Annotated in this window: 23 protein-coding genes; 12 read left to right on the top strand and 11 right to left on the bottom strand. The window is 68.9% G+C overall.

The window, feature by feature from the left end:
* From ACE3RQ_RS08670 to ACE3RQ_RS08690, 5 genes are all read right to left on the bottom strand, one after another.
* A complete protein-coding gene (locus ACE3RQ_RS08670) occupies window positions 1–1,218 on the bottom strand; it encodes a glycosyltransferase (protein WP_374521569.1) in 1,218 nt (405 codons plus the stop codon).
* Window positions 1,219–1,409: 191 nt separating this feature from the next.
* The gene (locus tag ACE3RQ_RS08675) at window positions 1,410–3,695 is read right to left on the bottom strand and encodes a polysaccharide biosynthesis tyrosine autokinase (RefSeq protein WP_374521570.1); all 2,286 of its coding nucleotides are present in this window, start codon (window positions 3,693–3,695) and stop codon (window positions 1,410–1,412) included.
* A gap of 88 nt (window positions 3,696–3,783) precedes the next feature.
* Complete coding sequence (locus tag ACE3RQ_RS08680) at window positions 3,784–4,227, bottom strand: low molecular weight protein-tyrosine-phosphatase (RefSeq protein WP_374521571.1); 444 nt, start codon at window positions 4,225–4,227, stop codon at window positions 3,784–3,786.
* Window positions 4,224–5,369 (bottom strand): polysaccharide biosynthesis/export family protein, encoded by a 1,146-nt coding sequence (locus ACE3RQ_RS08685; RefSeq protein WP_374521572.1) that lies wholly within the window; start codon window positions 5,367–5,369, stop codon window positions 4,224–4,226. The genes ACE3RQ_RS08680 and ACE3RQ_RS08685 overlap by 4 nt, the downstream gene beginning before the upstream one ends.
* 104 nt (window positions 5,370–5,473) lie before the next feature.
* Window positions 5,474–6,034: a transcription termination/antitermination NusG family protein gene (locus ACE3RQ_RS08690; protein WP_374521573.1), complete on the bottom strand. Its 561-nt coding sequence runs from the start codon at window positions 6,032–6,034 to the stop codon at window positions 5,474–5,476.
* A gap of 168 nt (window positions 6,035–6,202) precedes the next feature.
* On the opposite strand from ACE3RQ_RS08690, the gene ACE3RQ_RS08695 reads away from it, so the two are divergent.
* On the top strand, window positions 6,203–6,850 hold the full coding sequence (locus ACE3RQ_RS08695; protein ID WP_374521574.1) for a hypothetical protein: 648 nt from the start codon (window positions 6,203–6,205) through the stop codon (window positions 6,848–6,850).
* Window positions 6,851–7,062: 212 nt separating this feature from the next.
* Here the strand turns inward: ACE3RQ_RS08695 and ACE3RQ_RS08700 are convergent, their stop codons facing one another.
* Complete coding sequence (locus tag ACE3RQ_RS08700) at window positions 7,063–8,151, bottom strand: hypothetical protein (protein ID WP_374521575.1); 1,089 nt, start codon at window positions 8,149–8,151, stop codon at window positions 7,063–7,065.
* Window positions 8,148–8,591 carry a polymer-forming cytoskeletal protein gene (locus tag ACE3RQ_RS08705; RefSeq protein WP_374521576.1) on the bottom strand — a complete coding sequence of 148 codons (444 nt, stop codon included), beginning with the start codon at window positions 8,589–8,591 and terminating at the stop codon, window positions 8,148–8,150. The genes ACE3RQ_RS08700 and ACE3RQ_RS08705 overlap by 4 nt, the downstream gene beginning before the upstream one ends.
* Window positions 8,592–8,773: 182 nt before the next feature.
* On the opposite strand from ACE3RQ_RS08705, the gene ACE3RQ_RS08710 reads away from it, so the two are divergent.
* The 3 genes from ACE3RQ_RS08710 to ACE3RQ_RS08720 all read left to right on the top strand — a co-directional run bounded on the left by ACE3RQ_RS08710 (window position 8,774) and on the right by ACE3RQ_RS08720 (window position 11,082).
* The gene (locus tag ACE3RQ_RS08710; protein WP_374521577.1) at window positions 8,774–9,787 is read left to right on the top strand and encodes an NAD-dependent epimerase/dehydratase family protein; all 1,014 of its coding nucleotides are present in this window, start codon (window positions 8,774–8,776) and stop codon (window positions 9,785–9,787) included.
* 15 nt (window positions 9,788–9,802) lie between these two features.
* Window positions 9,803–10,486, top strand: a complete 684-nt coding sequence (locus ACE3RQ_RS08715; protein ID WP_374521578.1) for a ParA family protein — start codon at window positions 9,803–9,805, stop codon at window positions 10,484–10,486.
* A gap of 119 nt (window positions 10,487–10,605) precedes the next feature.
* On the top strand, window positions 10,606–11,082 hold the full coding sequence (locus ACE3RQ_RS08720) for a flavodoxin domain-containing protein (protein WP_374521579.1): 477 nt from the start codon (window positions 10,606–10,608) through the stop codon (window positions 11,080–11,082).
* A 3-nt stretch (window positions 11,083–11,085) separates the two neighbouring features.
* Here ACE3RQ_RS08720 and ACE3RQ_RS08725 read toward each other — a convergent pair whose 3' ends face one another.
* Window positions 11,086–11,868: an IclR family transcriptional regulator C-terminal domain-containing protein gene (locus ACE3RQ_RS08725; RefSeq protein ID WP_374521580.1), complete on the bottom strand. Its 783-nt coding sequence runs from the start codon at window positions 11,866–11,868 to the stop codon at window positions 11,086–11,088.
* A 176-nt stretch (window positions 11,869–12,044) separates the two neighbouring features.
* Between ACE3RQ_RS08725 and pobA the strand changes: the two genes are divergently transcribed.
* Together pobA and ACE3RQ_RS08735 are read left to right on the top strand one after the other, a co-directional pair.
* Window positions 12,045–13,232, top strand: coding sequence for a 4-hydroxybenzoate 3-monooxygenase (gene pobA, locus ACE3RQ_RS08730; protein WP_374521581.1), 1,188 nt, complete (start codon window positions 12,045–12,047; stop codon window positions 13,230–13,232).
* Between the two features lie 105 nt (window positions 13,233–13,337).
* Window positions 13,338–14,222 carry a CoA transferase gene (locus ACE3RQ_RS08735; RefSeq protein WP_374521582.1) on the top strand — a complete coding sequence of 295 codons (885 nt, stop codon included), beginning with the start codon at window positions 13,338–13,340 and terminating at the stop codon, window positions 14,220–14,222.
* 34 nt (window positions 14,223–14,256) lie between these two features.
* Here the strand turns inward: ACE3RQ_RS08735 and ACE3RQ_RS08740 are convergent, their stop codons facing one another.
* Entirely contained in the window at window positions 14,257–16,626 is a 2,370-nt protein-coding gene (locus ACE3RQ_RS08740; RefSeq protein ID WP_374521583.1) for a YgiQ family radical SAM protein, read from the bottom strand.
* Between the two features lie 197 nt (window positions 16,627–16,823).
* On the opposite strand from ACE3RQ_RS08740, the gene ACE3RQ_RS08745 reads away from it, so the two are divergent.
* The 5 genes from ACE3RQ_RS08745 (at window position 16,824) to ACE3RQ_RS08765 (ending at window position 21,539) form a co-directional block, all read left to right on the top strand.
* On the top strand, window positions 16,824–17,738 hold the full coding sequence (locus tag ACE3RQ_RS08745) for a crotonase/enoyl-CoA hydratase family protein (RefSeq protein WP_374521584.1): 915 nt from the start codon (window positions 16,824–16,826) through the stop codon (window positions 17,736–17,738).
* A gap of 119 nt (window positions 17,739–17,857) precedes the next feature.
* Window positions 17,858–18,397 (top strand): polymer-forming cytoskeletal protein, encoded by a 540-nt coding sequence (locus ACE3RQ_RS08750; protein ID WP_374521585.1) that lies wholly within the window; start codon window positions 17,858–17,860, stop codon window positions 18,395–18,397.
* 68 nt (window positions 18,398–18,465) lie between these two features.
* Window positions 18,466–20,163: an ExeA family protein gene (locus ACE3RQ_RS08755; RefSeq protein ID WP_374521586.1), complete on the top strand. Its 1,698-nt coding sequence runs from the start codon at window positions 18,466–18,468 to the stop codon at window positions 20,161–20,163.
* Window positions 20,164–20,175: 12 nt separating this feature from the next.
* Window positions 20,176–20,901, top strand: a complete 726-nt coding sequence (locus ACE3RQ_RS08760; protein ID WP_374521587.1) for a general secretion pathway protein GspB — start codon at window positions 20,176–20,178, stop codon at window positions 20,899–20,901.
* A gap of 8 nt (window positions 20,902–20,909) precedes the next feature.
* On the top strand, window positions 20,910–21,539 hold the full coding sequence (locus ACE3RQ_RS08765; RefSeq protein WP_374521588.1) for an ATP-binding cassette domain-containing protein: 630 nt from the start codon (window positions 20,910–20,912) through the stop codon (window positions 21,537–21,539).
* A gap of 18 nt (window positions 21,540–21,557) precedes the next feature.
* On the opposite strand, the gene ACE3RQ_RS08770 is transcribed toward ACE3RQ_RS08765, so the two are convergent.
* Complete coding sequence (locus ACE3RQ_RS08770; protein ID WP_374521589.1) at window positions 21,558–22,724, bottom strand: acyl-CoA dehydrogenase family protein; 1,167 nt, start codon at window positions 22,722–22,724, stop codon at window positions 21,558–21,560.
* Window positions 22,725–22,763: 39 nt separating this feature from the next.
* Entirely contained in the window at window positions 22,764–23,513 is a 750-nt protein-coding gene (locus ACE3RQ_RS08775) for a metallophosphoesterase (protein WP_374521590.1), read from the bottom strand.
* Window positions 23,514–23,640: 127 nt separating this feature from the next.
* On the opposite strand from ACE3RQ_RS08775, the gene ACE3RQ_RS08780 reads away from it, so the two are divergent.
* Window positions 23,641–24,846, top strand: a complete 1,206-nt coding sequence (locus tag ACE3RQ_RS08780; RefSeq protein WP_374521591.1) for an acetyl-CoA C-acetyltransferase — start codon at window positions 23,641–23,643, stop codon at window positions 24,844–24,846.
* Window positions 24,847–24,859: the final 13 nt, after the last annotated feature.

Consider the following 24,859-nt stretch of genomic DNA (forward strand, 5'->3'; position numbering starts at 1 on the left):
TTATTTGCCAAACAGGTCGCCCGAAATAGGCGGCGGGCTGCCCGGGGGCGGGTCTCGCCGGCCGGGCGGTGGCGCGGGCCGGCTCGCGCCACGCTTGGCGGGCGATGTGGCCGCGCCGGGCTCTGGCGGGGCGGGCGGCAGCTCGCCAGGCATGGTGTCGGCCACGGGGTGGTCCACCGCGTCGCGCGCCAGCGCCTGGTAGAACAGGTGGTAGGCCAGCACCACCCCGGCGAAGGCCAGCATCAAGTGGGTGGTGGGGCTTTCGGCCATGGCGATGGCCAGGCCGGCCGGCAGGGCAGCAAAGGCCCACAGGGGCAGGCACACCAGGGCGTGGCGGGCCCAGCGGGGCCAGTGGGGCACCACGCGCATCACCCACTGGGTTTTCAGCAGGCTGTGCAGGTGGCGCGAATCGGGCTGGCCGGGGTGCTGGCGGGCGCGCACGCGGCGGTACACGGTGTACAGGGTTTCGATCACCGGGTAGGCGCACACCAGCAGGCTTTCCCAGGGGGACACGTTGGGGTTGCGCGCGGGCAGCAGCACCGCCAGCCAGGCCAGGGCGAAGCCGCCGAAATAGGCCCCGCCGTCGCCCATGAACAGGCGGCCAAAGGGGTAGTTCACCAGCCAGAAGCCCAAGGTGGCGGCGGCCAGCACGCCGGCGGCGGCGCTCAGGTGCGCGTCGCCCGCGCCGTGGGCCACCACGGCAAAGGTGGCGAAGCAGCCAGCCAGGGTGCCGCTGGCCAGGCCGTTGAAACCATCGATCAGGTTGATGGCGTTGGCCAGCCCGGCCACCGCAAAGGCGGTGAAGGCAATGGCCACGGGGGGGTGGGCCAGCAGCGGGTCAAGCAGGGGCAGGTCAAGCCGGTCGATGGAGTGGCCGGTCAGCAGGCACACCAGCAGGCCGCTCACCATGGTGGCCATGAGGCGGGGCGTCACGCCCACGCGCTTGGTCACGTCTTCCAGCAAGCCGGCGGTGATGGCCGGCAGGCCCGCTAGCAGAATGGGCTCCAGCGTGTCGTGCACCTGCTCGGGCCCCACGCTCCACCCCGCCACCAGCCCCAGAAAAATGCCCAGCCCGCCGATGCGGGGCACAGGCTGGGTGTGGAACTTTTGCACCCCCACGGCCAGGTCGTGGGTGAAGCGGCCGTGCCATCGCTGCGTGAGCACGATGAGCAGGCAGGCGCCAAACGAAACCACCAGGGCGGCGATCAATGGTGTCATGGCGGGTAGTGGGTTAGGGGTTGAGGGCGGCTCAGTGGCGCCCTAGCACATGGCTGGCGCGGGCATTAGGGCGAACACACCCCCGGGTGACCGTGGGGCCGCCCGTGGATCGGCTTGTGTGAAAACCCATGCCCGTGTGGATGCCCGCCACCGAAGTGGCGATGCACAGGCCCGGCGCCGTGCGCCTGGCCTCAGGAGGCGTTTTGGCCGTAGCTGCCGTAGTGGTCTTGGCGGTAGCGGTAGCGGCCGTAGCGGTAGCCCTGGCTGTAGCCGTAGCCGTAGCGGCGGCGAGACAGGTCAAGGCCGTTGAACACCACGCCGTGCACGCGCGCGCCGGCCTGGGCCAGGCGCTTGCGCGACTCGATCAAATCGCCCAGCGAGGTCTGCTCGGCGCGGGCCACCATCAGCACAGTGCCGGCGCGCGGGGCCAGGGCTTGCGCGTCGGCCACCGGCAGCACCGGTGCCGAGTCCACGATCACCAGGTCATACCGGCTGGTGAGTTCGCGCAGCAGTTCGTCGGCGTGGGCAGAGCCCAGCAGCTCGGCCGGATTGGGTGGCAGCTTGCCGGTGGTGATGAAGTCCACCCCCGGGGCGATGGACTGGAAGATGGTGTCGTTCACCGGGGTGCGGCCGGCCACGGCGTCGCTGAAGCCCACGCCCCGGTCCACGCCAAAGTACTTGTGCAGGTGGCCTTTGCGCAGGTCGGCGTCGATCAGCAGCACGCGCCGCCCGCCCGCGCCCAGCACCACGGCCAGGTTGGCGCTCAGGAAGCTTTTGCCGATGCTGGGGGTGGGGCCAGTCACCATCACCAGGCGGTTGGGGGCCTCCAGCATGGTGAACTGCAGCGCGGTGCGCAGGCTGCGCATGCCTTCCACCGCGGCGTCGTCGCTGTGCTTCAGGGCCAGCAGGTGCAGCCCCGGGGTGCCTTGGGCGATGGGGCCGGCCAGGGTGGCCTGGCGGGCCGAGAGGGGCACCGTGGCCAGCACGCCCATGCCGGTGGCCTGCTCGATTTCTTCGGGGCTGCGCAGTTGCGGGCGCCATTGGTTGCGCAGCAGGGCCAGGCCGGCGCCGGCCAGCAGGCCCAGCAGCAGGCCCAGGCCCACGATCTGGCCCTTGCGTGGCTTGATGGCGTACTGCGGCACGGTGGCGGTGTCGATCACGCGCACATTGCCCACCTTGCCTTCTTTCACCAGGCGCAGTTGCTGGAAGCTGTCGAGCAGGTTGGTGTACAGCCCGCTGTTCACCTTCACGTCGCGGGTGAGGCGCAGCAGCTCTTGTTCGGTGGCGGGCAGCTGGCGGGCGCTGCGCTCCAGGCGAGAGATTTCGGTGCGCACGGTGCGCAGCTGGCTTTCCACGGCCACCACTTGCGGGTGCTCGGCGGTGTAGCGCTCGTCCAGCTCTTTGCGCTTTTGCGTCAGTTCCAGCTCTTTGGTGCGCAGGCTCACCATCTGGCCCAGCATGGCCGACGACTCGGCCCCCAGGTCGAAGGTGCCGCGCTCGTTGCGAAAGCGGCTGAAGCGGTCTTCGGCGGCCTCCAGCTGCTGGCGCAGCATGGGCAACTGGGTTTTCAGGAAGGCCAGCGATTTCTCGGCCTCGGCGGCCTTGCGGTCCACGTTCTGGCGCACATACAGCTCGGTGATCTGGTTGAGCACCTGCGCGATGCGCTGCGGGTCGTCGCCTTCCAGGCTCACGTTCATGATGCCGGAGGCTTTGCCCTTCTCCGAGATTTGCAGGTCGTTCTGCAGGGCCCGGGTCACGGCCTGGGCGGAGCGGCGCGTCACCAGAAAGTGGGCGCCCGGCTTGGCGTGCAACTTGGACACCAGCACCGCGCCTTCTTCGCCGTTCAGGCGAAACACCAGCCGCTCGCCCACGCGGCCGCTGGCCAGCAGTTGGCCGTCTTCGGTCTGCACGGCCAGGCCGCTGGCGGTGGCGGCAATCACGAAGGTCTGGCCCAGCAAGCCTTCGCTCACCTCAAACAAGGCCACCTGCACGGCCTCGTTGCCGCGCACGTAGCCGTCCATGCCCAGAAAGCCAGGGTCTGACAAATCGTTGGAGCGCCGCGCCAGCCACTCGCCCACCAGCGGGGCGTAGCGGGGCCGCACCTCCAGGTCAAGCCGCAGGCGCTCCACCGCCTGGCCGACGATGGTGCGCGAGCGCAAGATTTCGATCTCGGCCGTCACGGGGGAGCGCACGTCAAACAGGTTGCCGGCCTCGCCGAGCATGCCGCCCAGCGGGCCGCCCTTGGTGTCTTCCACCTGCACCAGGGTGTTGGTCTCGAAGATGGGGGTGCTGGTCCAGGCAAACAGGCCGGCGCCGAACACGCCCAGGGCCGTCACCGCGCCAATGAGCCAGCGCTGGTCCATCAGGGTGTCGAACAGGTCGACCAGGCTGATGCCCTCGTCGTCGTCGGCAAGGGCGGGTGCGGCCAGCGCGTTGGGTTGTGGCAAGGGCTGGGGCGTGGGGGTGGAAGGGGTCATGGGCGTGCAAGGGGCTGGACACATGGCACCGTGGCCATGGCCTTAGCCAGACAGGGAAAACAAAGAGCGAAACGCTGGGGCGCGGGTGTCATGTGGGTTGCAGCGCCCGCAGGCGCGACTGCCAGTGCCCGATGCCGAGGGCGATGTCGGCGTAGGCGGTCTCGAACGCGGCGCGGGGTTGCTGGTGGGGGTCGGCCACGTCGACGCCGTCGTGCTGGCGCAGCAGAAACACCTTGCCGCGCGCCAGCGGAAAGCGGCGCTCGGTGTCCAGCTTTTGCTGGCGCGTCATCACCAGCACCAGGTCGGCGCGCTGCACGGCCTCGGCGTCCACCTGCCGGGCGCGGTGGCCCACCAGGTCAAGCCCGTGCTCACGGGCCACCTCGATGGAGTACGGGTCGGCCGGCGCGCCCACCACGGCCGCCAGGCCGGCCGAGCGCACCAGCAGGCTGGGCTGTTCGCGCGCCAGCAGGGCCTGCGCCATGGGGCTGCGGCAGATGTTGCCGATGCAAAGCACCAAGACCTCACGAATCATCGGCGCAGGTCGTCCAGGTTGTTCAGGCCAGCGGCGGTGGGCAGCAAGAGGCTGATCACGCGGTTCCAGCGCACGATGGGCGCGGCGTCCACGTACACGATGTCGCGCGGGCGCAGGGCAAAGCCGTCGGCCAGGGCGAAGGCCACCGGGTGACTGGCGTCCAGGTGGTAGACCTCGGGCTGGCTCACGCCCTGGGTGCGCAGCACGTACACCTGGCGCGGGTCGGCCGAAGAAGGGTTGATGCCACCGGCATCGCCCAGCACCTCGTTCAGGCGCAGGCGGCCGTCGCGCAGGTACTGCGGGCCGGGCTTGAGCACTTCACCGGTGACAAAGACCTTGCTCTCCTCTCGCGAGAGCACGCGCAGCATGTCACCGTGCTGCAGGCGAATGCGCGAAGGGTTCACGCCCTGCTCCACCAGGCGGGCCAGGTCGATCTGCACGGTGCGGCTGTCGCGCGTGAGGGCCACCGAGGTGCGGTCGGCGTCGGGCAACAGGCCGCCCGAGCGGCCAATGGCCTCGGGCAGCGTCATGGCCAGGTCGTCCACCACCTGCAGGCCGGGCGTGCGCACGTGGCCGTCCACGTAGATGCGGGCGCTGCGGTACTGCTGCACGCGCACGGTGAGCTGGGGCTTCTTGAGCCAGCGGCCCAGGCGCTGGCTGAGCAGCTGGCGAATCTCTTCGTCGGTGAGGCCTTGCACCGGCAGCGAGCCAATGAAGGGGAACTGGATGCGCCCGTCGTGCGACACCACATAGCCGCCACCACCGGCGCCGGCGGGCTGACCAGGTGCCTGCACAGTGTTGAACTCGGGCTGGTCAAACACGGTGATGGCCAGCACGTCGCCCGGGCCCACGCGGTAGGCCTGGTCGGCACCGCCCAGCAGCGCCTCCACCTCGGCCGACACCTTGGCCTGCGCCTGGGCCTGTTCGCGAATCAGCCCGGGCGTGATGGGCGTGAGTTGAACGCGCGATGCCACGGCGGTGGCCGCGGCCGTGGCCTGGGCGCGCGACACGGCGTCGGGGTTGAAGCCCATGGCGGCGGGCAGACCGGGGGCAAAGCTGCAGCCAGCCAGGCCCAGGGCGGTGGCGCTGAGGGCGGCCGTTACCGCGAGGCGGCGCATCGGGGAAGAAACGAAACGGGGCATGGGCTCAGGGGAATGGCCTTGGGGTCAGCGGGCAAGGCCCGGGCAGACGCATTGGCGTTGAAACAAGACAAAGGGCAGGCGCAAGGGCGCGTGGGGCTGCTGCGTCAAACGGGCTCCACCGCGGTGTGGTGGACACAAACCTCTTTCTCGCGGCCCAGGATCTGCAGCAGCAGCGAGACGCGCTGGCCAGACACGGCGGTGACCATGCACTGCAGGTTCTGCAGGTGCGCCTCGCACAGCCGCACACGGTCGCCCACGCGAAACGGGGGGGTGGGGTCGGCGTCGCTCGCGCGGCGCAGCCGCTCCACCTCGCGCACGGCCTCCACCAGATCGGCCCGCACGGTGGCCGGGCAGGTGCCGAACGACACCAGGGTGCTCACGCCGCGGGTGTGGCGCGCCGGGCTCAAGGCCTGCTGCGCGCTGCCACGCCGAAAGAACACGTAGCGCGGGAACATGGGCTCCAGCGCCGGTGCCGGTTGCTCGGCGCCGCGGCGCCGGCCGGCGGGCGCGCACAGGGGCAGATAGCTCAGGTAGCCCTGGTTGGCCAACTGCTCGGCCGCCAAGCGCTCTTGCCTGGGCTGGCTGTAGGCCAGGTACCAGGTGTGCTCCCAGTCGTCACTGGGCAGTGCCGCCGGGGCTGACATGGACTCGGAACCAAGACGCATGGAGGGCAAGGGACTGGGAGGGGCCAATCGGAGCCGGTAGCGCCCGAGGAGAAAAGGGTTTCCCCACGGCTACCGCAAGGAGATGCAAAACACCACCTTCGAGAACATGCCGATTTTGCCACCTCGAAACACCAATAATGATCTAATGGTGTTTTTTAGGACCTGAGCGTGATTTTTGACCGGTACCGTTCGTCGCATACCCCGGGCTTGCCCCAGGCCACTGGCCAAGGTGCCGGGATGCGCCGCCTGCGCCTGGCCTGCGTCGGTGCGCTGCTGGTGTGCGCCAGCGCGCAGGCCACCGAGGCACGGCTGGCCGTGCCCCAAGGGGTGGCGGCCGAACTGCGGGCCCTGGAACAGACCGCGCAGCTGCTGCAGCAATGGACCAGCGAGCAGTGCCCTGAACCCAAGGGCCCGCTGGACGAAGCGGCCCGCACCGCCTTGTCGCTGGAGGTGGGCAGCATTCGGGCGGGCTGGGACGCCACGGCGCAGAAACTGGCCGCCCAGCTCACCCGGCTGAATGCGCTGTGGCAAGAGCGCGCCGAGCTGGCCCAGTGCGCCACGCGCGCCCGCGATTCCTCACCCTGCCGCACCAACCAGGCCACGCGCGAGACGATTGACCAGCTGCGCCGCGAGGCGAGCCAGCAATGGTCGGGCTCGGTGCGCCGCCTGGGCGCGCTGCTGGAATTGACCGACCAGCAAGGCGAGTGCCTGAGCCGCGCCACCATTGCCGACTGGGTGAACCAAGAGCGCCAATACCTGGGCAGCACCAGCCAGTGGCTGGGCGGTGCGGTCTCGCGCCTGCAGGCCCTGCGCTGAATTCGCCCCTGCGGGGCTTGCAGCGCGCAAGACCGACTCGCACAAAAAAATAGCCCCTGATCGCAAGATCAGGGGCTTAACTTTCTCGGGGTAAAGAAAGATTCAAGGGGTTGGCGCCCAAGCACGGGCGCCGGAGATATCGTCACAAAATTTGTTTAAAGTGTCAATTATTGTTTTTATCATTTAAACAACACATCGTGCCGGGCTCGGCGTCAGCCCTTGAGGCCGGCGGGCCAGCCAAAGGTGTCGGCCATGAAGCTGCAGCAGTGGTGCATCAAGGCCTGCCCCTCGGGGGACAGGGCGCTGTCTTGCTCAAGGGCAGCGCCCAGCGCCCAGAAACGCTCCACCGCCTGCTGTTGCTCGGCCAGCAGGCGCTGCGAGGTCCAGGGCGTGGCGAAGGTGCGGCGACGGGTGATGCCGGGCGTTTGCCCGACCGATGCCGACACGGTGCGCTCTTGCAGCCGCTGAAGCACCAGCGCCAGGCGCGCGGTGGCGAAGGCGGCCTGCACGCGCCGGTCGGGTTCGGTCAGGCCATTGCCCGCAGCACCCTCTTTCGCCTTGGCGTCTGCGGCCAGGCCCGGCGTCGGTTGGTCAGTGTTCCAGGCCAGAAGGCCTAGCCGCGCTCCCTCAAACACCACAGACACCAGGTAGTCGAGTTCGTCTTGGTGGGCTTGCACGTTCAGGAACACCGCCCCCCAGACCCCGAAAGAGCACAGCGAGCGCACCGGGCCAGGCGTGAGGCTGGGGTCTGCCTGCGCCACGCACAGCACCACGTCGCTCACGATCTGGGTAAGGTCGTCGTGCACCTCGGGGGCGAGCTGGGACAGGCAGCGCAGGGCTCGGCGCACCATGGCGCATTGCGCGGGGTAGTGCTCGATGTCCACGCGCGACAAGACCAGACCTTCGTTTGACTGGCTGGCCAGCCACTGGCCCATGGCCTGGAGGGACTCATCGCCGTAGAAGCCTTTGCTGAAGTTGCTCAGGCGCGGGCCATTGATGGCCGAGTCCAGGCCAGGCGCTTCGGCCGCACGGACGAGCAGATCGGTGGCCAGCGCGCCCAGGGCGTCGGGCCTGCCGGCCGCTTCGGGCAAGAGCGACCACTGAAAACAGGCGGCGTAGTCCTGCGGCCGGGGCCGCTCGACCGTGTCCACATAAGCGCGGGCCATGCGGCGCTCAGGGTGATCGGTGTGCTCGATGAGCTGCAGGGCACTGTGCCGCCAGCGCGCACGCATGTGCTGGCGCAACGAGTAGGCGCGCGATCGGCTGGGCAGGATGGGGTTGTCGCTGACGGTCATGTTCATGGCTGCAGAGTCTTGACTTCGACCGCCTGAAGCTGGCCGCGCCGTGGCCCGGCCGGCGTGCCGTGCACCTCGGCGCCCGCTTCGGGCACGTACTCGGCGGTCTGCCCGTAGAGCTTGCCGCCCATGGCGACCACCAGGCCACCAAACGCCGCGCTGCCCCTGACGGTGCCGGTGCTGGTGATCTCCAGTACCTCGCGGCAGTGAATCTCTGGCTCCACGATGCCGGACACCTTGGCGGTGTCCACCCGCACCTTGCCCGCCACCCGACCATTGGCCGTGACGATGAGCTTGCGGCCCTGGATCACCCCCTCGAAAACACCGTCAATCACGATGTCTCCCTCAGTGACCAGCTCACCCCGGAAGGTGGCCTTCGAGTCCACCACCACATAACCCAGCGATTCGTCGTTCTGCAGCTTGGGGCCGCTGGCGGCGCTGCTCATCGCGCCCTTCAGGCCGGCGGCCGCTGTGTCCCGTGAGTTCGGCTTTGTAAACATGTCGGCGCTCCCGCATGAGGACCATGGCTTGGCGTCGGGCAGCACCGGATGTGCCGCTTGTCACGCCGAACGAATAATATCTTTTTCAGTTAATCTGATATTTCTGTCAAAGATAGCATAATTGAGGCATGAAAGTCCTTGTGACAGGCGGCTTGGGTTTCTTGGGCAGTCATCTGTGCCTTTTGATGAGCCAAAAGGGGATGACGCCTGTGGCCATGGACATGTGGGACGAGGGCACTCGTCACCACCTCAATGGCCTGAACACACTGCTGGGGCACCCCACCCGTTTCGTGGAAGGCTGGTCTGGAGACCCGGAACTGCTGCGCCGCGTTCTGGGTGCAGAGCGCTTTGACGCGGTGGTGCACCTGGAGCCGGGCGTGGCGATCGCCAGACCCGGCGACAGCCTGGACACCCGCATCGCGCAAACACTCGACCCCATGGCCTGTCTGCTCAACGAGATGGAAAACCAGGGCGTTCTCCAACTGCACGTGGCCAGCAGCGCCGAGGTGTACGCGGGCTCCATCGACCGGCGCCCGCTCACCGAACAATCGGTTCGCATGCCATCCAGCCCCCGGGGTGTGCACCACATCATTCTTGAGGAACTGGTGCGCGAGTTGCCCCTGCTGGACGCGGCCTGGCGCGTGGGCGTGTACCGCTTCTTCAGCCTGGCTGGCGGTCATGAGAGTGGCCTGCTGGGCCCACTGGATGCACGAGAGCTGCAGCAACTCCTGCCCCAGCTGTGCAAGACCGCGACCGATGGGCTTGCCACCAGCATTCGCTGCGACCTGCCCACCGAAGACGGCTCGGGGGTGCACGACTTCATTCACGTGGAAGACGCTGCGGCTGCCATCGTGGCGGGGCTGCAAACCGCCAACACTTACGGCGATTCCTTCACGGTGAATGTCGGCACGGGCATGGCCACGTCTGAACTGGACATGGTCAAGCGCATGGGCCACACCACCCTGCGCGAGTTGGCCTGGAGCCGCCGCTTCGGGGCGCCCGGCGCTGCGCCTTGCCTGGTGGCCGACATGAGCTACGCACACGAGGTGCTGGGCTGGCGGGCCAGAAAAAGCGTGCAAGAGATTTGCGACACCACCTGGGCCTGGTTCCTCACGAACCAGACTCGAGTTCAAGCGACCTGAATCCAAGGGGTATCAATGTCAGTCGTGGCCGTGATCAACAGCAAGGGAGGCTGTGGCAAAAGCACCGTGGCCACGACCTTGGCGTCCTGGTATGCCAGCCGCCACTCGGGCGCGATGATCGGCGACCTGGACAAGCAGAAGTCGGTTCGCTCGTGGTTGAAGGTGCGCCCGATGGAGTGCACACCCATCCGGCCCTGGGTGATCGACCTGGGCAAAGTCTTTCCCGCCCCACCCAGCACGGCGCATGCGGTGCTGGACACCCCCAGTGGCCTGGACCACTACACCCTGGCCAAGCTGCTGATGTACGCCGATGCGGTGGTGGTGCCGGTGGGGCCTTCGCTGTTCGACCTGGAATCCACCAAGGTGCTGCTGGCCTTGCTCGAGCGGCACCACAAGGTGATCGCCGGGCGCTGCCCGGTGGCGCTGGTGGGCATGCGCTGGCCCCCTGGTGACAGCGGCCGGCGGCGCCTGTCCGCCCTGCAGGCGCCCTTTCCGGTGCTGAGCGTGATCACCGAAGACCCCGTCTACCCGGAACTCATTGAGGCGGGAATGGGCCTTTTCGACACCCAGCGGCCAGAGCGAGACCGGCGCGTGAACGAGTGGCTGCCTTTGCTGCAATGGCTGGACATGGTGTGGCAAAGCCCCCCTGCCCAGGTGGCCCGCAGGGCGGCGGCGGCGTCCGCGTCCGTCGCGATGTGACCGGGTAGCCGTGCGGCAGCGTCCTGGCCGCTTGACCACACCACGGCATGCCCTTTCGCACTGGCGCTACCCTCACGCGCTGCTGAAGGCTTCACCCCGCACCCGAGCTTCTCCCCACCATGCCCTCTCCCACCCGCTTGCTCATTCTTGTGGGCACCACCTACGGCAACGCCGAATCGGTAGCCCAGGCCATTGCCTTCGACGCCGGCGACCGCTTTGACGAAGTCGAGGTGCGTCGCATGGACGACCTGGATATTTCGGTCTTTGACGCCGGCACCGCCACCTGCCACCTGATCTGCTGCGCTACGCACGGCTCGGGTGACGTGCCCGACAACGCCCAGGCGCTGGCGGCCTCGCTGGCCAACGAGCCTCGCTACCTGGGCCATGTGCGCTACGGCGTGGTGGCCCTGGGCGACAGCTCGTACGCGTCCACCTACCTGGGCGGCGGGCTGCGTTTCGACGCCCTGCTGAGCGACCTGGGCGCGCGGCGCGTGGGCGAGGTGATGGCCTTGGACGCGGCCACCGTGGACGAGCCCGACCAGGCCGCGGTGGAGGCTATCCGGCCCTGGCTCGACCTGGCCCTGGCGCCAGCCTGAGCCTCAGAGCAAGGGACGCAGTTCGCGAGCGGCGTCCAGCAACAAGGGCAGCAGGTCTTGCCTGAGGGTGCTCTCTTCCAGGCGCTGCGGCGAGGCCACCACGTTCAGCGCCGCCAGGGTTTGGCCCTGCACATTGCGCAAGGGCACCGCCAGGGCGAACACGCCCAGTTCGTGTTCTTCGCGCGCCACCGCAAAGTCGTCGGCGCGCACCTGATCGATCACCGCCCGAAAGGCCTTGTGGTCCACCGTGGTGCGCGGCGTGAGCCGCGCGAGTTCTCGCCCCTTGAGCCAGGCCGACAACTCGCCCCGCGACTTGGCAGCCAGCAGCACCCGCCCGGTGGAGGTGGCGTGCGCCGGCAGGCGGGCCCCCAGGTGCAGGCCATAAGCCATCAGGCGCTGCCCCCCCGGTGAGACGCTGCGCGCGACGATGACCACCTCGTCTTCGTCCAGCACCACGGCCGAGAACGACTCGCGCGTGAGCGCCGCCAGCCGGTTGAGCGTGGGCTGAATCAGGCGCGGCAAGCGGGCCGAGGCCAGGTAGCTGCCAGAGAAGCGCAATACCTTGGGTGAAAGCCAATAGTGGCTGCCATCGGTTTCCAGGTAGCCCAGGTGGGCCAGGGTGAGCAGATGGCGCCGCGCGGCCGCCCGGGTGAGGCCCGCGCGCTCGGCCGCCTGCGTGGCGTTCAGGCGCTGGCGCTGGGTGTCAAAGCTCTCCAGCACAGACAGGCCTTTGGCCAGACCCTCGATGAAATCGACGCGAGCAATGGGCGTGTGGCTGGTGGACATGGCGCGCATTATCCGGGGTTTGGCAATGCTGCGCGATGATCGCGCAGCACAACCACCAATCGCGCAATGTTGCCTCGCCAACATTGCCCAACCCCGTAGGGCTCCCTATTCTCGCGGCCACCGTTGCCGGCGCCTTGCCGGAACCCCTTGCCATTCCCCTTCTGGAGACTCTTCCCATGCGCACTCAGGTCGCCATCGTTGGCGCGGGCCCCTCTGGCCTGCTGCTTGGTCAACTTCTGCACAAGGCGGGCATCGACGCCGTGATCGTCGAGCGCCAGTCGCCCGAGTACGTGCTCGGCCGCATTCGCGCCGGCGTGCTGGAGCAGGTCACCACTGACCTGCTGGACGAAGCGGGCGTGGGCCAGCGCATGCACGCCGAAGGCCTGGTGCACACCGGCTTTGACATGCTGTTCAACGGCGAGCGCCACCGCATTGACCTGGAAAAGCTCACCGGCGGCAAGAAGGTGATGGTGTACGGCCAGACCGAGGTCACCCGAGACCTGATGGAGGCGCGCCAGGCCGCTGGTCTGCCCACCATCTACGAAGCCGGCAATGTGCAGGTGCACGACTACGACACCGCCAAGCCCCGCGTCACCTATGAGAAAGACGGCCAGACGCACACCATCGAGTGCGACTTCATCGCCGGCTGCGACGGCTTTCACGGCGTGTGCCGCGCCAGCGTGCCGCGCTCGTCCATCAAGGAATTCGAGAAGGTGTACCCCTTCGGCTGGCTGGGCCTGCTGTCGGACACGCCGCCGGTGCACCACGAACTGATCTACGTGAACAGCGACCGTGGCTTCGCCCTGTGTTCGCAGCGCAGCGAAACCCGCAGCCGCTACTACCTGCAAGTGCCGCTGACCGACAAGGTGGAACAGTGGAGCGACCAGGCCTTCTGGGACGAGCTCAAGCTGCGCCTGGACCCGGAAGCCGCCGAAAAGCTGGTGACCGGCCCCAGCATCGAGAAAAGCATTGCGCCGCTGCGCAGCTTCGTGACCGAGCCGCTGCGCTTTGGCCGCATGTTCCTGGCCGGTGACGCCGGCCACATCGTGCCGCCCACCGGCGCCAAGGGCTTGAACCTGGCCGCCACCGACGTGAAGTACCTGTCCACCGCCTTCATCGAGTTCTACAAGGACAAGAGCGAGGCCGGCATCGACAGCTACTCCGAGCGCTGCCTCAAGCGCATCTGGCGCGCCGAGCGCTTCTCGTGGTGGTTCACGTCCATCATGCACAACTTCACCGAGCTGGGCGACATCAACACGAAGCTGCAGCAGGCCGAGCTGGACTACCTGATGCACTCCGAGTCGGGCCTGCGCACCATCGCCGAAAACTACGTGGGCCTGCCCCTGAACTTCGGCGAAGCCTGATCGGGCTTGCCTTCACCGCAACGGGCGACGCTGTCGCCCGTTTGCGTTTCAGGGCCAGGGTGGCTGGCTACAGTGTGGGCTTCGACAACCGACGACGCCCTCCCCATGCTCCCCTCCCCCCTCAAGCCCCTGCGCGGCGTGCGCGTGCTCAGCCTCGCCCTGAACCTGCCCGGCCCGGGCGCCCTCATGCGCCTGCGCGCCATGGGCGCCACCTGCCTGAAGATCGAGCCGCCTGGCCCCGGCGGCGCCAGCGGCGACCCGATGGGCCAGTACAACCCCACCGCCTACGCGCAGATGCACGAGGGCATCAAGCTGCGCACGCTGGACCTGAAGACCGACAAGGGCCAGGCCGGGCTGCACAAAGAGCTGGCGCGCACCGATGTGCTGATCGTGTCGTTCCGGCCCTCGGCCCTGCGCAAGCTGGGCCTGGAGTGGAAAGCGCTGCACAAGCAGTACCCCAAGCTGTCGATGGTGTGCGTGCTGGGCGCGCCGGGCGAGCGCGCCGAAGAACCCGGCCATGACCTCACCTACCTGGCCGACGCGGGCCTGGTCACCGGGCTGGACCTGCCGGCCACCCTGTTTGCCGACATGGGCGGCGCGCTCATGACCAGCGAAGCGGTGTTGCAAGCCGTGCTGGTGCAGCGCGCCAAGGGCAAGGGCTCGGTGCAGTCGGTCGCGCTGTCGGACGCGGCCGCCTGGCTGGCCCTGCCCCGCCAATGGGGCCTGACCCAGCCCCACGGCGCGGTGGGCGGCGCCCACGCGGGCTACCGCGTCTACCCCTGCCGTGATGGCCGCGTGGCCGTGGCGGCGCTGGAGCCGCACTTCGCCGCGCGCCTGTGCGAGGCCGCCGGCATTGCCATGAAGGGCATGGCCACCATGATGCTGCCCGCCACCCACCAAGCCGTGGCCCGCTTCCTGGCCGGCAAGAGCCGCCGCGAACTGGACCAGCTCGCCAGCGAGCGCGACATCCCGCTGCACACGCTGGCCTGAGCCAGCGCCCGCCGCGCGATCTCTCCGCTCAAACTCAACGAGGTTTGCGCGCCTTGGCGCCGGCCGTGCCCGCGCGGGGCGGCAGGCCGGTGTGCTGGGTCAGCACCTGGCCCTTGCGCGGCGCGGGCGTGCCGGGTTTCACCACCGCCGCGGCACGGGCGCTGGGCTTGCCCACGGGGGTGCTGTTCTTGCGCCGGGCGCTCTGGTAGCCGCCGTCGGTGAGCGGCTGGAAGGTGGGGATGAGGTGCTGCTTGCCGTTGCCGATCAGGTCGGCGCGGCCCATGGCCTTGAGCGCCTCGCGCAGCAGCGGCCAGTTGTTCGGGTCGTGGTAGCGAAGGAAGGCCTTGTGCAGGCGCCGGCGCTTCTCGCCGCGCACGATGTCCACCCGCTCGCCGCGCCCACCCGGCCCGTTATCGCGGTGGATGCCCTTGAGCGGGTTCAGGCCGCTGTGGTACATGGCCGTGGCGGTGGCCATGGGGCTGGGGTAGAAGGTCTGCACCTGGTCGGCCCGGAAGCCGTTTTTCTTCAGCCACAGGGCGAGGTTCATCATGTCCTCGTCGCTGGTGCCAGGGTGGGCCGCGATGAAATACGGGATGAGGAACTGCTTCTTGCCGGCCTCTTCGCTGTACTTCTCGAACATGGTCTTGAAGCGGTCGTAGCTGCCGATGCCGGGCTTCATCATCTTGGACAGCGGCCCCTGCTCGGTGTGCTCGGGCGCGATCTTCAGGTAGCCACCCACGTGGTGCTGCACCAGCTCTTTCACGTACTCGGGGCTCTTCACCGCCAGGTCGTAGCGCAGGCCCGAGCCGATCAGGATCTTCTTGATGCCGCGCAGCGCGCGGGCGCGGCGGTAGATCTTGACCAGCGGGCCGTGGTCGGTGGTGAGGTTCTGGCACAGGCCGGGGTACACGCAACTGGGCTTGCGGCAGGCGGCCTCGATCTCGGGGCTGCGGCAGCCCAGGCGGTACATGTTGGCGGTGGGGCCGCCCAGGTCGGAGATGACGCCGGTGAAACCCTCGACCTTGTCGCGGATGTCCTCCACCTCTTTGATGATGGATTCCTCTGAGCGGCTCTGGATGATGCGGCCCTCGTGCTCGGTGATGGAGCAGAAGGTGCAGCCGCCGAAGCAGCCGCGCATGATGTTCACGCTGAAGCGGATCATCTCCCACGCCGGAATCTTGGTGGCGCCGTCGTGGCGGCCGTGCTCGTCGGCGTAGGCCGGGTGCGGGCTGCGGGCATACGGCAAGTCGAACACGTGGTCCATCTCGGCCGTGGTCAGCGGAATGGGCGGCGGGTTGATCCACACGTCGCGGGCGGTCGCGCCCTCACCGTGGGCCTGCACCAGGGCGCGGGCATTGCCGGGGTTGGTTTCAAGGTGCAGCACGCGGTTGGCGTGGGCGTAGAGCACGGCATCGCTCTTGACCTGCTCGTAGCTGGGCAGGCGAATCACGGTGCGCTCACGCGGTGGGCGCTTGCCCTTGCCTTGCAGCGCCGGGTTGGGCACAAAGGTGAGCGGCTTCACGCTGGCGCCTTGTGCATCCGCCGGTGCGGCCTCAGCCTCGCCGTCTTCCTTGGCGCAACTGGCACCTTGGGCCTGCGCCTGCTCGCTGGTGGTGAGGTAGGGGTTGATGTGCTCGTCCACGCGCCCCGGGGTGTCCACCTCGGTGGAATCGATCTCGAACCAGCCCTCGGCACTGGGGTCGTGCGGGCGGCGAATGAAGGCGGTGCCGCGCACGTCGGTGATGTTCTCCACCGGTTCGCGGGCGGCGATGCGGTGGGCCACCTCCACCAGGGCGCGCTCGGCGTTGCCGTAGAGCAGCAGGTCGCACTTGCTGTCCACCACGATGGAGCGGCGCACCTTGTCGCTCCAGTAGTCGTAGTGGGCGATGCGGCGCAGGCTGCCTTCGATGCCGCCCAGCACGATGGGCACGTCCTTGAAGGCCTCGCGGCAGCGCTGGCTGTAAACGATGGCGGCGCGGTCGGGGCGCTTGCCGCCGATGTCGCCAGGGGTGTAGGCGTCGTCGCTGCGGATCTTCCGGTCGGCGGTGTACCGGTTGATCATGGAATCCATGTTGCCGGCCGTCACGCCCCAGAACAGGTTGGGCTTGCCCAGCACCTTGAAGGGCTCGGCGCTGTGCCAGTCGGGCTGGGCAATGATGCCCACGCGAAAGCCTTGCGATTCGAGCACGCGGCCGATCACGGCCATGCCGAAGCTGGGGTGGTCCACATAGGCGTCGCCCGTGACCAGGATGATGTCGCAGCTGTCCCAGCCAAGCTGGTCCATCTCGGCGCGGCTCATGGGCAGGAAGGGGGCCGTGCCAAACCGCTTGGCCCAATACGGGCGGTAGCTGGTGATCGGCTTGGCCGCGCGCGCGAAAAAGGAGACGTCGAGGGGGGCGTTCATGGGCTGGTCCAGACCCGTGGCGCGGGCAGCGAGGAAAACGCGCGATTTTAAGTCGCCACCCCCTTGGGCGCCAGGCGCGCCGGGTTCAACCCGCGCTGCACAGGGGCATGTGGCGGATTCCCCTGGGTGCGAACCCTTGGCACCCGGCCTATGCTGCAGCCGGCCCCAGAGCCACCCCACCACCCAGAGGAGACCACATGCCCGTTTTCAGCACCCTTCGCATCGACAAAGACCCCCAGCAGCCCCGCGTGGCCCGCCTGCTGCTCAACCGCCCCGAGCGGCTGAACGCCATCAACGACGACACGCCGCGCGAGATCCGCGCCGCCGTGGAATGGGCCGAGCGCGACGACGAGGTGCACGTGATCGTGGTGGAAGGCGCGGGCAAGGGTTTTTGCGGCGGCTACGACCTGGCCGACACCGCCGAGCAACACATCGAACACCCTTGCCAGCAGGAAAAAACGCCCTGGGACCCGATGGTTGACTACGCTTACATGAAGCGCAACACCGACGACTTCATGAGCCTGTGGCGCTGCGCCAAGCCCACCATCGCCAAGGTACACGGCGCGGCCGTGGCCGGGGGCAGCGACATCGCCCTGTGCTGCGACCTGCTGGTGATGGCCGAAGACGCCCGCATCGGCTACATGCCCACCCGCGTGTGGGGCTGCCCCACCACCGCCATGTGGACGTACCGCCTGGGCCCCACCCGCGCCAAACAGCTCATGTTCACCGGCGACGTGATCGACGGCCGCACCGCCGCCGCCTGGGGCCTGGCCAACGAGACCGTGCCCCTGGCCGAGCTGGAGGCCGCCACCCTGCGCCTGGCCAGCCGCATCGCGGGGGTGCCGCGCGGCCACCTGGCGATGCACAAGATGGTGATCAACCAGGTGATGCTCACCATGGGGCTGGAGCAAACCCAGTCGCTGGCCACGGTGTTCGACGGCATCACCCGCCACAACCCCGAAGGCCTGTGGTTCCGCCGCTATGCGCAAGAGGCCGGCTTCAAGGCCGCCGTGCAATGGCGCGACAGCGGCCGCCCCATTCCCGAGGGCGACGAGGCGCGCGCGCTCATCCGCGAGATGGACGCGCGCCGCGCCGGCCTTGCGCCCGAATGAAACACACGCAAGCAGGGGTACGGTTCACCTCGTTACCCCTCTTACGTGATCGCGCGGGATGTAAGCCATTGGTTCCCTAGCATGAGGGGCTCTGTCAACACCACACAACAGGAGCACCCATGGCACTGCACTTCGGCAAACGCGAATTCGAACAACCCAAGCCCCTGAACAGCGGCATGGCCACCCCGCGCTACGGCCAGGCCGCCGCGGTGACCCCGCCCCCCATCACCCCGCCGGCGGCCGAGCCTGAGCCGGCAACCGCCACCCCGGCCGCCAGCACCACCACGCCCGAAGGCGGCAGCAAGCTGACCGTGGGCCCCAACATCAAGCTCAAGGGCGTGGAAATCACCGACTGCGACACCCTGGTGGTGGAAGGCACGGTGGAGGCCACCATGGACTCGCGCGTGATCCAGATCGCCGAGCAGGGCGCCTTCAAGGGCTCGGCCGAGATCGACATTGCCGAAATCCGCGGCACCTTCGAGGGCAACCTCACCGTGCGCCAGAAGCTGGTGATCCACGCCACCGGCAAGGTGACGGGCCATGTGCGCTACGGCAAGCTGGTGATCGAGGAAGGCGGCCAGATCGCTGGTGAAATCGCCTGCGGCCCGGTCAGCACCAGCAAGGCGGCCGCGCCCAAGTCCATGGCCCTGGCGGCCTGAGGCGTCAGCGCCGCGGGTGCGCCCCGCGGCGTTTGCCCACCCCTACCCTACCCGGTATGCTCGGGGCCATGTACGCTGAGTACTTTGGCCTTCAACAGGAACCCTTCTCCATCGCCCCGGACCCGCGCTTCCTCTTCATGAGCGAGCGCCACCGCGAGGCCTTGGCCCATTTGCTGTACGGCGTGCGTGGCGGGGGCGGCTTCGTGCTGCTCACCGGCGAAATCGGGGCCGGCAAGACCACCATCTGCCGCTGCTTCCTGGAGCAACTGCCCGAGCCCTGCCGGGTGGCCTACCTCTTCAACCCCAAGCTCACCGTGGGCGATCTGCTGCGCAGCATCTGCCAGGAGTTCCAGATTGAGGTGAAAGCCCCCGGCCCCGGCCCGGCCACGATCAAAGACCACCTCGACCCGCTCAATGACCACCTCTTGCGCAGCCATGCCCAGGGCCTGCGCAACGTGCTGGTGATCGACGAGGCGCAGAACCTCAGCCCCCATGTGCTGGAGCAGTTGCGCCTGCTCACGAACCTGGAAACCAACGAACACAAGCTGCTGCAGGTCATCCTGATCGGGCAGCCCGAATTGCGCGGCCTGGTGGCCCGCCCCGAGCTGGAGCAACTGGCCCAGCGCATCGTGGCGCGCTACCACCTGGACGCGCTCACGCCCGCCGAGACCCGCCAATACATCCAGCACCGCCTGGACGTGGCCGGCCTCAAAGGCCCCCTGCCCTTTTCCGATGCCGCCATCCAGCGGGTGCACGCCCTCACCGCCGGCGTGCCACGGCGCATCAACCTGCTGTGCGACCGCGCCCTGCTCGGCACCTACGCCACGGGGCAAGCCCGGGTGGAGCGCGCCACGGTGGACAAGGCCGCCCAAGAGGTGTTTGACACCCCGACCAAAGGGCCCGCCGAGACAGGCCCCTCGCCGCTGCCCGAGCGCGCGCTGTACCTGGGCCTGGGCGCGGCGGCCGGTGCGGTGCTGGTGGCCGGCGCCGCCTGGGCCTGGTGGCAGGGCCAGCGGCCCGTGGCGGCACCTGCCACGCCCGTGGCCTCGCTCGCGCCAGAGAGCAGCGCGGCTGCCGCGCAAGCCCCGGCCAACGCCCCTGCGGCCGAACCACAAGCGCCCCCGCCGCCAAAAGCCCCGCCCACGCCAGAAGCCCCCGCTGCCACGCCAGGCCTTCCGCCCGGCAGCGCGCTGATCGCCTCTGCCGATGCCGCCTGGGCCGAGCTGTCCACGCTGTGGGGCACCCCGCTCAGTGGCGCCGCGCCCTGCAACCAGGCACCCCGCCAAGGCGTGCAGTGTTACCGCACCCAGCGCATGACCCTGCACGGCCTGCGCCAGCTTGACCGCCCGGCTGTCCTCGACCTTCAACTGCCCGACCGCTCGCGGGGGCGCGTGCTGCTCACCGCCATGAGCGCCGACGCCGCGTGGCTGCAGGCCGGCGGGCAGCGCTGGCAACTGCCCCTGACCCAACTGGCCGATGCCTGGGACGGCAGCTACGAAACCCTCTGGCGCCTGCCGCCAGGCCTGCGCGCCCGGGTGGCCGACGCCCGCCAGACCGCCGCCGCCACCTGGGTGGGCGAGCGCATCGCCGCCCTGCAGGCCAAGGGCACCGTGCCCAGTTCGGCTGCCCAGCTCACCGCGCGCGTGCAGGCCTTCCAGCGCAGCCAGGGCATCGACGCCGAGGGCGTGGCCGGCCCCATCACCCTGATGCAACTCAACCTGGCCAGCGGCGTGGACGAGCCGCGCCTGAGCGCCCCGCGATCCTGAGGCCGAGCCCCGATGTCCTACATCCTTGACGCCCTGCGCCGCGCCGACGCCGAACGCGAACTCGGCCGCGTGCCCAAGCTGAACTCGCCCACCGTGGCCAGCGCTCCCGAGCGCCGCCCCCAGGACCAGGCCCGCCGCAGGGCCGTGCGCCTGGCCGCCTGGCTGGCCGGCGTGGCCGTGGCGGGCGTGGTGGTTTGGTGGGCCTGGCCGGCCGACACCCCCACCGACACCCCCACTAACGCCCCCACCAGCGCCGCACCGGCCCCGGCCAACACAGTGCCTGTGCCACCTGCCCCGCCAGCCCCACCGGCCGACGTGGCGCCGCCCCCCGCCCCGCAGGCCACGGCGGTGGTGCCCCTGCTGGCGCCGCCCCCGCCGCCGGCCCCAACCAAACCCGCCACGCCCAGCGCCGAAGCCAGCGCACCGGCCACGGGCCAGGCCACCGCCGCTCCCAGCCACGCCAAAACCGGTAACAGCGCCAACAGCGCCAAGGGCGCCGAGCCAGCCGAGACCCTGCCCCGCCTGGCCGACCTGCCCGCCGAACAGCGCGCCCAACTGCCCGCGCTCAACCTCAGTGGCGCCACCTACGCCGAGAACCCGGCCCTGCGCATGCTCATCGCCAACGGCCGGGTGGTACAAGAAGGTCAAGAGGCCGCGCCGGGCGTGGTGCTCGAATCCATCGGCCCGCGCAGCGCCGTGCTGAACCACCGGGGCACGCGCTTTCGCGTGCCGTACTGAACCAAGCCATGGCCACCGCCCCCTGCCACCTGATCGCCGAGCACCTGCACTTCGCCTGGCCCGGCCAGGCACCGCTCATTCCAGACCTCTCGTTTGACCTTGGCCCCGGGCTGCACTGGCTGGTGGGCGACGAGGGCTGCGGCAAGACCACCTTGTTGCGCCTGCTGGGGGGCGAGCTCGTGCCCGGTGGCGGGCGGCTGTGCGCCAACGGCCACTGGCTCGACGCATCGCCGACCGACTACCGGGCACAGGTGGCCTGGGTGAACGTGCAAGGCGAGGCGCACGACGCCATCAGCGCGGCCGCTTTTCTGGACAGCATGGCCAGCCATTTCCCGCGCTTTTCGGCCGAGGCCCTGGCCGACATGGTGGACGGCCTGGCCTTGGCGCCGCACCTGGACAAGCCCCTGTACATGCTCTCCACCGGCAGCCGGCGCAAGGTGGCGCTGGCGGCGGCGCTGGCCTCGGGCCAGCCGCTCACGCTGATCGACCAGCCCTTTGCCGCGCTGGACGGCGGCTCGATCCGCTTCCTGCGCGAGGTGTTCGCCGACCTGGCTGACCACCCCACCCGCACCTGGGTGGTGGCCGACTTCGAGGCGCCGGCCGGGGCGGCCAGCACCATTCACCTGCCCGGCCGCTGAGCCAGGCGGGTGCCGGGCTCAGCGCGCGCCCAGGCCCATCTGGCGCGAGATCACCTCTTTCATGATCTCGTTGGTGCCGCCGTAGATGCGCTGCACGCGTGCGTCGGCATAGGCGCGGGTGATGGGGTATTCCCACATGTAGCCGTAGCCGCCGTGCAACTGCACGCACTCGTCCATCACCTTGCACTGCAAATCAGAGCACCAGTACTTGGCCATGCTGGCGGTGGCGGTGTCCAGCTCGCCCTTCACCACCAGCTCACAGCATTTGTCCACGAACACGCGCGCCACCTGCACCTCGGTCTGCAGCTCGGCCAGGGTGTAGCGGGTGTTCTGGTAGCTGGCCACGGGCTGGCCGAAGACCTTGCGGTCTTTCACGTACTGCACCGTCCAGTCGATGGCGGCCTGCGCGGCCGACACCGCGCCGATGGCGATCTGCACACGCTCCCAGGGCAGCTGCTCCATCAGGCAGATGAAGCCGCGCCCCTCAAAGGCGGCGCCACCCAGCAGCTGCTCGGCCGGCACCTTCACGTTGTCGAAGAACAGCTCGGAGGTGTCTTGCGCCTTCATGCCCAGCTTCTTCAGGCGCTTGCCCTTCTCGAAACCGGGCATGCCGCGTTCGATCAGGAACAGGCTGGTGCCCTTGGCGCCAGCGGCGGGGTCGGTCTTGGCCACCACGATCACCAGGTCGGCGTGCCAGCCGTTGGTGATGAAGGTCTTGCTGCCGTTGAGCACGTAGTGCGAGCCATCGGCACTTTTGATGGCAGTGGTCTTCACGCCTTGCAAGTCACTGCCGGCGGCCGGCTCGCTCATGGCGATGGCGCCCACCATCTCGCCGCTGGCCAGCTTGGGCAGGTACTTCTGCTTCTGCTCCTCGGTGCCGTAGTGCAGGATGTACGGCGCCACGATCTCGCTGTGCAACCCAAAGCCGATGCCCGAATAGCCGCCACGGGCCAGCTCTTCCATCTGCGCCACGGCGTACAGCCGGTCAGCCCCCGAGCCACCGTAGGCCTCGGGCATGGTCATGCACAGAAAGCCGTTCTCACCGGCCTTGCGCCAGACCTCGCGGTCCACATAGCCCTGCTCTTCCCAGTCCTCGTGGAAGGGCGCGATCTCTTTTTCCATGAAGCGGCGGAAGGCGTCGCGGAAGGACTCGTGGTCGGCGTTGAAGAGGGTGCGTTCGATCATGTTGTCTCCTGTGGTGATGAAGGGGAAAGGGAAATCGGGTCAGGCCAGGCCGGTGGCCAGCCAGCCGGCCCAGTCGTGCGCGCCCTGCTCGCGCGCTCGGGCCACCGCAGCGGGCCAGTCGTAGGCCACCGCCACCTGAGCCACCGTCCAGTCGCCACTGGCCGAGCGTTCGCACAGGGCATAGCGGGCGTGCGGGCTGCCGGTCTGGTGCACGTGAAAGGCAATGTGGTCGTCGTCAAACGCCGGCAGGCCCACGCTGCCGGGGTTGACGCACAGCGGTGCCCCGGCACCGGGCCACAGCAGGCGCGGCAGGTGGCTGTGGCCACAGAGCAGCAAGGCGGCGCGTCGGGCCGCCCCGTCGCCCAGCCGGGCCGAGACCTCATCGGCCGTGGCCGGGCGCGAGCCGGAGGGCCGCACAGTTTCCAGCAAATACTCCAGATCGCTGCCGGGGTGGCCGTGACACAGGTGCACGCCGCCTGGCAGATCAAGCGACGCCGGCAAGCTGGCCAGCCAGGCCCGCTGCTCGGGCGTGGTTTGGGCGTAGGCCCAGGCATCCGAAAAGCCCCCGGCCTGGTGCTCGCAAGCCAGCAATTGGCGCTCGTGGTTGCCAGCGATGGTGGGCCAGCCCAGCGGCATCAGACAGTGCGCCGTCTCGCGCGGCCACAAAGGGCCGCTGAGGATGTCCCCCAGGTTCACAAAGGCGCTGGCGCCGCGCGCACGGGCATCGGCCAGCACCGCCTCCAGGGCGGGCAGGTTGCCGTGGATATCAGACAAAACGGCCAGGCGCATGAAGGGTCTCCAGCGGGGTGTCGCCCGCTTGACGGGCCAGGGGAATTTCACCAAGCAATTGCTCGGCAAAAGTCTATACTGCCGGCGAACACGAGGCCAGTGACCCCGTGACACAGGAGACAAGGCGATGAGCGAGGCGTTTGTATTCGACACCGTGCGCACCCCGCGCGGCAAGGGCAAAAAAGACGGCAGCCTGCACGAGGTCAAGCCCATCGACCTGCTGGCCGGTGTGCTCACCGCCCTGCAGGCTCGCAACGGGTTTGACACCGCCGCCGTGGACGACGTGGTGATGGGCGTGGTCTCGCCGGTGGGCGAGCAAGGCTCGGTGATCGCCAAGGTGGCGGCGCTGAAAGCCGGCTGGGACTGGCAGTGCGCGGGCGTGCAGCTCAACCGCTTCTGCGCCTCGGGCCTGGAGGCCGTGAACATGGCCGCCATGAAGGTGAAGAGCGGCTGGGAAGACCTGGTGGTGGCCGGTGGTGTGGAGAGCATGAGCCGCGTGCCCATTGGCTCGGACGGCGGCGCCTGGGCACAAGACCCGGCCACCAACAGCGCCACCCTTTTCGTGCCCCAGGGCATTGGCGCCGACCTGATCGCCACGCTCTCGGGCTTCAGCCGCGAAGACGTGGACGCCTTCGCCGTGGAATCGCAGCGCCGTGCGGCCGCTGCCCGCGCAGAGGGCCGCTTCCAGCGCTCCATCGTGCCGGTGAAAGACCGCCTGGGCCAGACCATCCTGGCCGAAGACGAGTTCATCAAACCCCACACCACGGTGCAGACGCTGGCCGCGCTCAAGCCCTCGTTCGAGCAGCTCGGCGCCATGGGCTTCGACTCGGTGGCGCTGCAGCGCTACCCGCAGGTGGAGCGCATCCACCACGTGCACCACGCGGGCAACTCCTCGGGCATCGTGGACGGCGCCACCGCCGTGCTGATCGGCAGCGAGGCCGCCGGCAAAACCCACGGCCTCACGCCGCGTGCGCGCATCGTGGCGGTGGCCTTGTCGGGCGCCGACCCGACCATCATGCTCACCGGCCCCATGCCGGCCACGCGCAAGGTGCTGGCCAAGGCCGGCCTCACCATTGACCAGATCGACCTGTTCGAGGTGAACGAGGCCTTCGCCGCCGTGCCCATGAAGTTCATGCAGGAAATGGGCGTGCCGCACGAGAAGGTGAACGTGAACGGCGGCGCCATTGCCATGGGCCACCCGCTGGGCGCCACCGGCGCCATGATCTTGGGCACCCTGATCGACGAGCTGCACCGCCGGCAACTGCGCTACGGCCTGGCCACCCTGTGCGTGGGCGGCGGCATGGGCATTGCCACCATCGTTGAACGCGTCTGATCCGGGAGCCCGC

The organism is Hydrogenophaga sp., from assembly GCF_041913525.1.
In the GTDB taxonomy this organism is placed as follows: domain Bacteria; phylum Pseudomonadota; class Gammaproteobacteria; order Burkholderiales; family Burkholderiaceae_C; genus Hydrogenophaga.

Bases quoted from the DNA above. Each gene is read 5' to 3' on its own strand.
- ACE3RQ_RS08680 (WP_374521571.1), bottom strand. From the start codon at position 4,227: ATGATTCGTGAGGTCTTGGTGCTTTGCATCGGCAACATCTGCCGCAGC.
- ACE3RQ_RS08760 (WP_374521587.1), top strand. From the start codon at position 20,176: ATGTCCTACATCCTTGACGCCCTGCGCCGCGCCGACGCCGAACGCGAA.
- ACE3RQ_RS08715 (WP_374521578.1), top strand. From the start codon at position 9,803: ATGTCAGTCGTGGCCGTGATCAACAGCAAGGGAGGCTGTGGCAAAAGC.
- ACE3RQ_RS08775 (WP_374521590.1), bottom strand. From the start codon at position 23,513: ATGCGCCTGGCCGTTTTGTCTGATATCCACGGCAACCTGCCCGCCCTG.
- ACE3RQ_RS08690 (WP_374521573.1), bottom strand. From the start codon at position 6,034: ATGCGTCTTGGTTCCGAGTCCATGTCAGCCCCGGCGGCACTGCCCAGT.
- ACE3RQ_RS08685 (WP_374521572.1), bottom strand. From the start codon at position 5,369: ATGCCCCGTTTCGTTTCTTCCCCGATGCGCCGCCTCGCGGTAACGGCC.
- ACE3RQ_RS08720 (WP_374521579.1), top strand. From the start codon at position 10,606: ATGCCCTCTCCCACCCGCTTGCTCATTCTTGTGGGCACCACCTACGGC.
- ACE3RQ_RS08700 (WP_374521575.1), bottom strand. From the start codon at position 8,151: ATGAACATGACCGTCAGCGACAACCCCATCCTGCCCAGCCGATCGCGC.
- ACE3RQ_RS08740 (WP_374521583.1), bottom strand. From the start codon at position 16,626: ATGAACGCCCCCCTCGACGTCTCCTTTTTCGCGCGCGCGGCCAAGCCG.
- ACE3RQ_RS08780 (WP_374521591.1), top strand. From the start codon at position 23,641: ATGAGCGAGGCGTTTGTATTCGACACCGTGCGCACCCCGCGCGGCAAG.
- ACE3RQ_RS08765 (WP_374521588.1), top strand. From the start codon at position 20,910: ATGGCCACCGCCCCCTGCCACCTGATCGCCGAGCACCTGCACTTCGCC.
- ACE3RQ_RS08705 (WP_374521576.1), bottom strand. From the start codon at position 8,591: ATGAGCAGCGCCGCCAGCGGCCCCAAGCTGCAGAACGACGAATCGCTG.
- ACE3RQ_RS08710 (WP_374521577.1), top strand. From the start codon at position 8,774: ATGAAAGTCCTTGTGACAGGCGGCTTGGGTTTCTTGGGCAGTCATCTG.
- ACE3RQ_RS08750 (WP_374521585.1), top strand. From the start codon at position 17,858: ATGGCACTGCACTTCGGCAAACGCGAATTCGAACAACCCAAGCCCCTG.
- ACE3RQ_RS08670 (WP_374521569.1), bottom strand. From the start codon at position 1,218: ATGACACCATTGATCGCCGCCCTGGTGGTTTCGTTTGGCGCCTGCCTG.
- ACE3RQ_RS08675 (WP_374521570.1), bottom strand. From the start codon at position 3,695: ATGACCCCTTCCACCCCCACGCCCCAGCCCTTGCCACAACCCAACGCG.
- ACE3RQ_RS08735 (WP_374521582.1), top strand. From the start codon at position 13,338: ATGCTCCCCTCCCCCCTCAAGCCCCTGCGCGGCGTGCGCGTGCTCAGC.
- ACE3RQ_RS08770 (WP_374521589.1), bottom strand. From the start codon at position 22,724: ATGATCGAACGCACCCTCTTCAACGCCGACCACGAGTCCTTCCGCGAC.
- ACE3RQ_RS08755 (WP_374521586.1), top strand. From the start codon at position 18,466: ATGTACGCTGAGTACTTTGGCCTTCAACAGGAACCCTTCTCCATCGCC.
- ACE3RQ_RS08745 (WP_374521584.1), top strand. From the start codon at position 16,824: ATGCCCGTTTTCAGCACCCTTCGCATCGACAAAGACCCCCAGCAGCCC.
- pobA (WP_374521581.1), top strand. From the start codon at position 12,045: ATGCGCACTCAGGTCGCCATCGTTGGCGCGGGCCCCTCTGGCCTGCTG.
- ACE3RQ_RS08725 (WP_374521580.1), bottom strand. From the start codon at position 11,868: ATGTCCACCAGCCACACGCCCATTGCTCGCGTCGATTTCATCGAGGGT.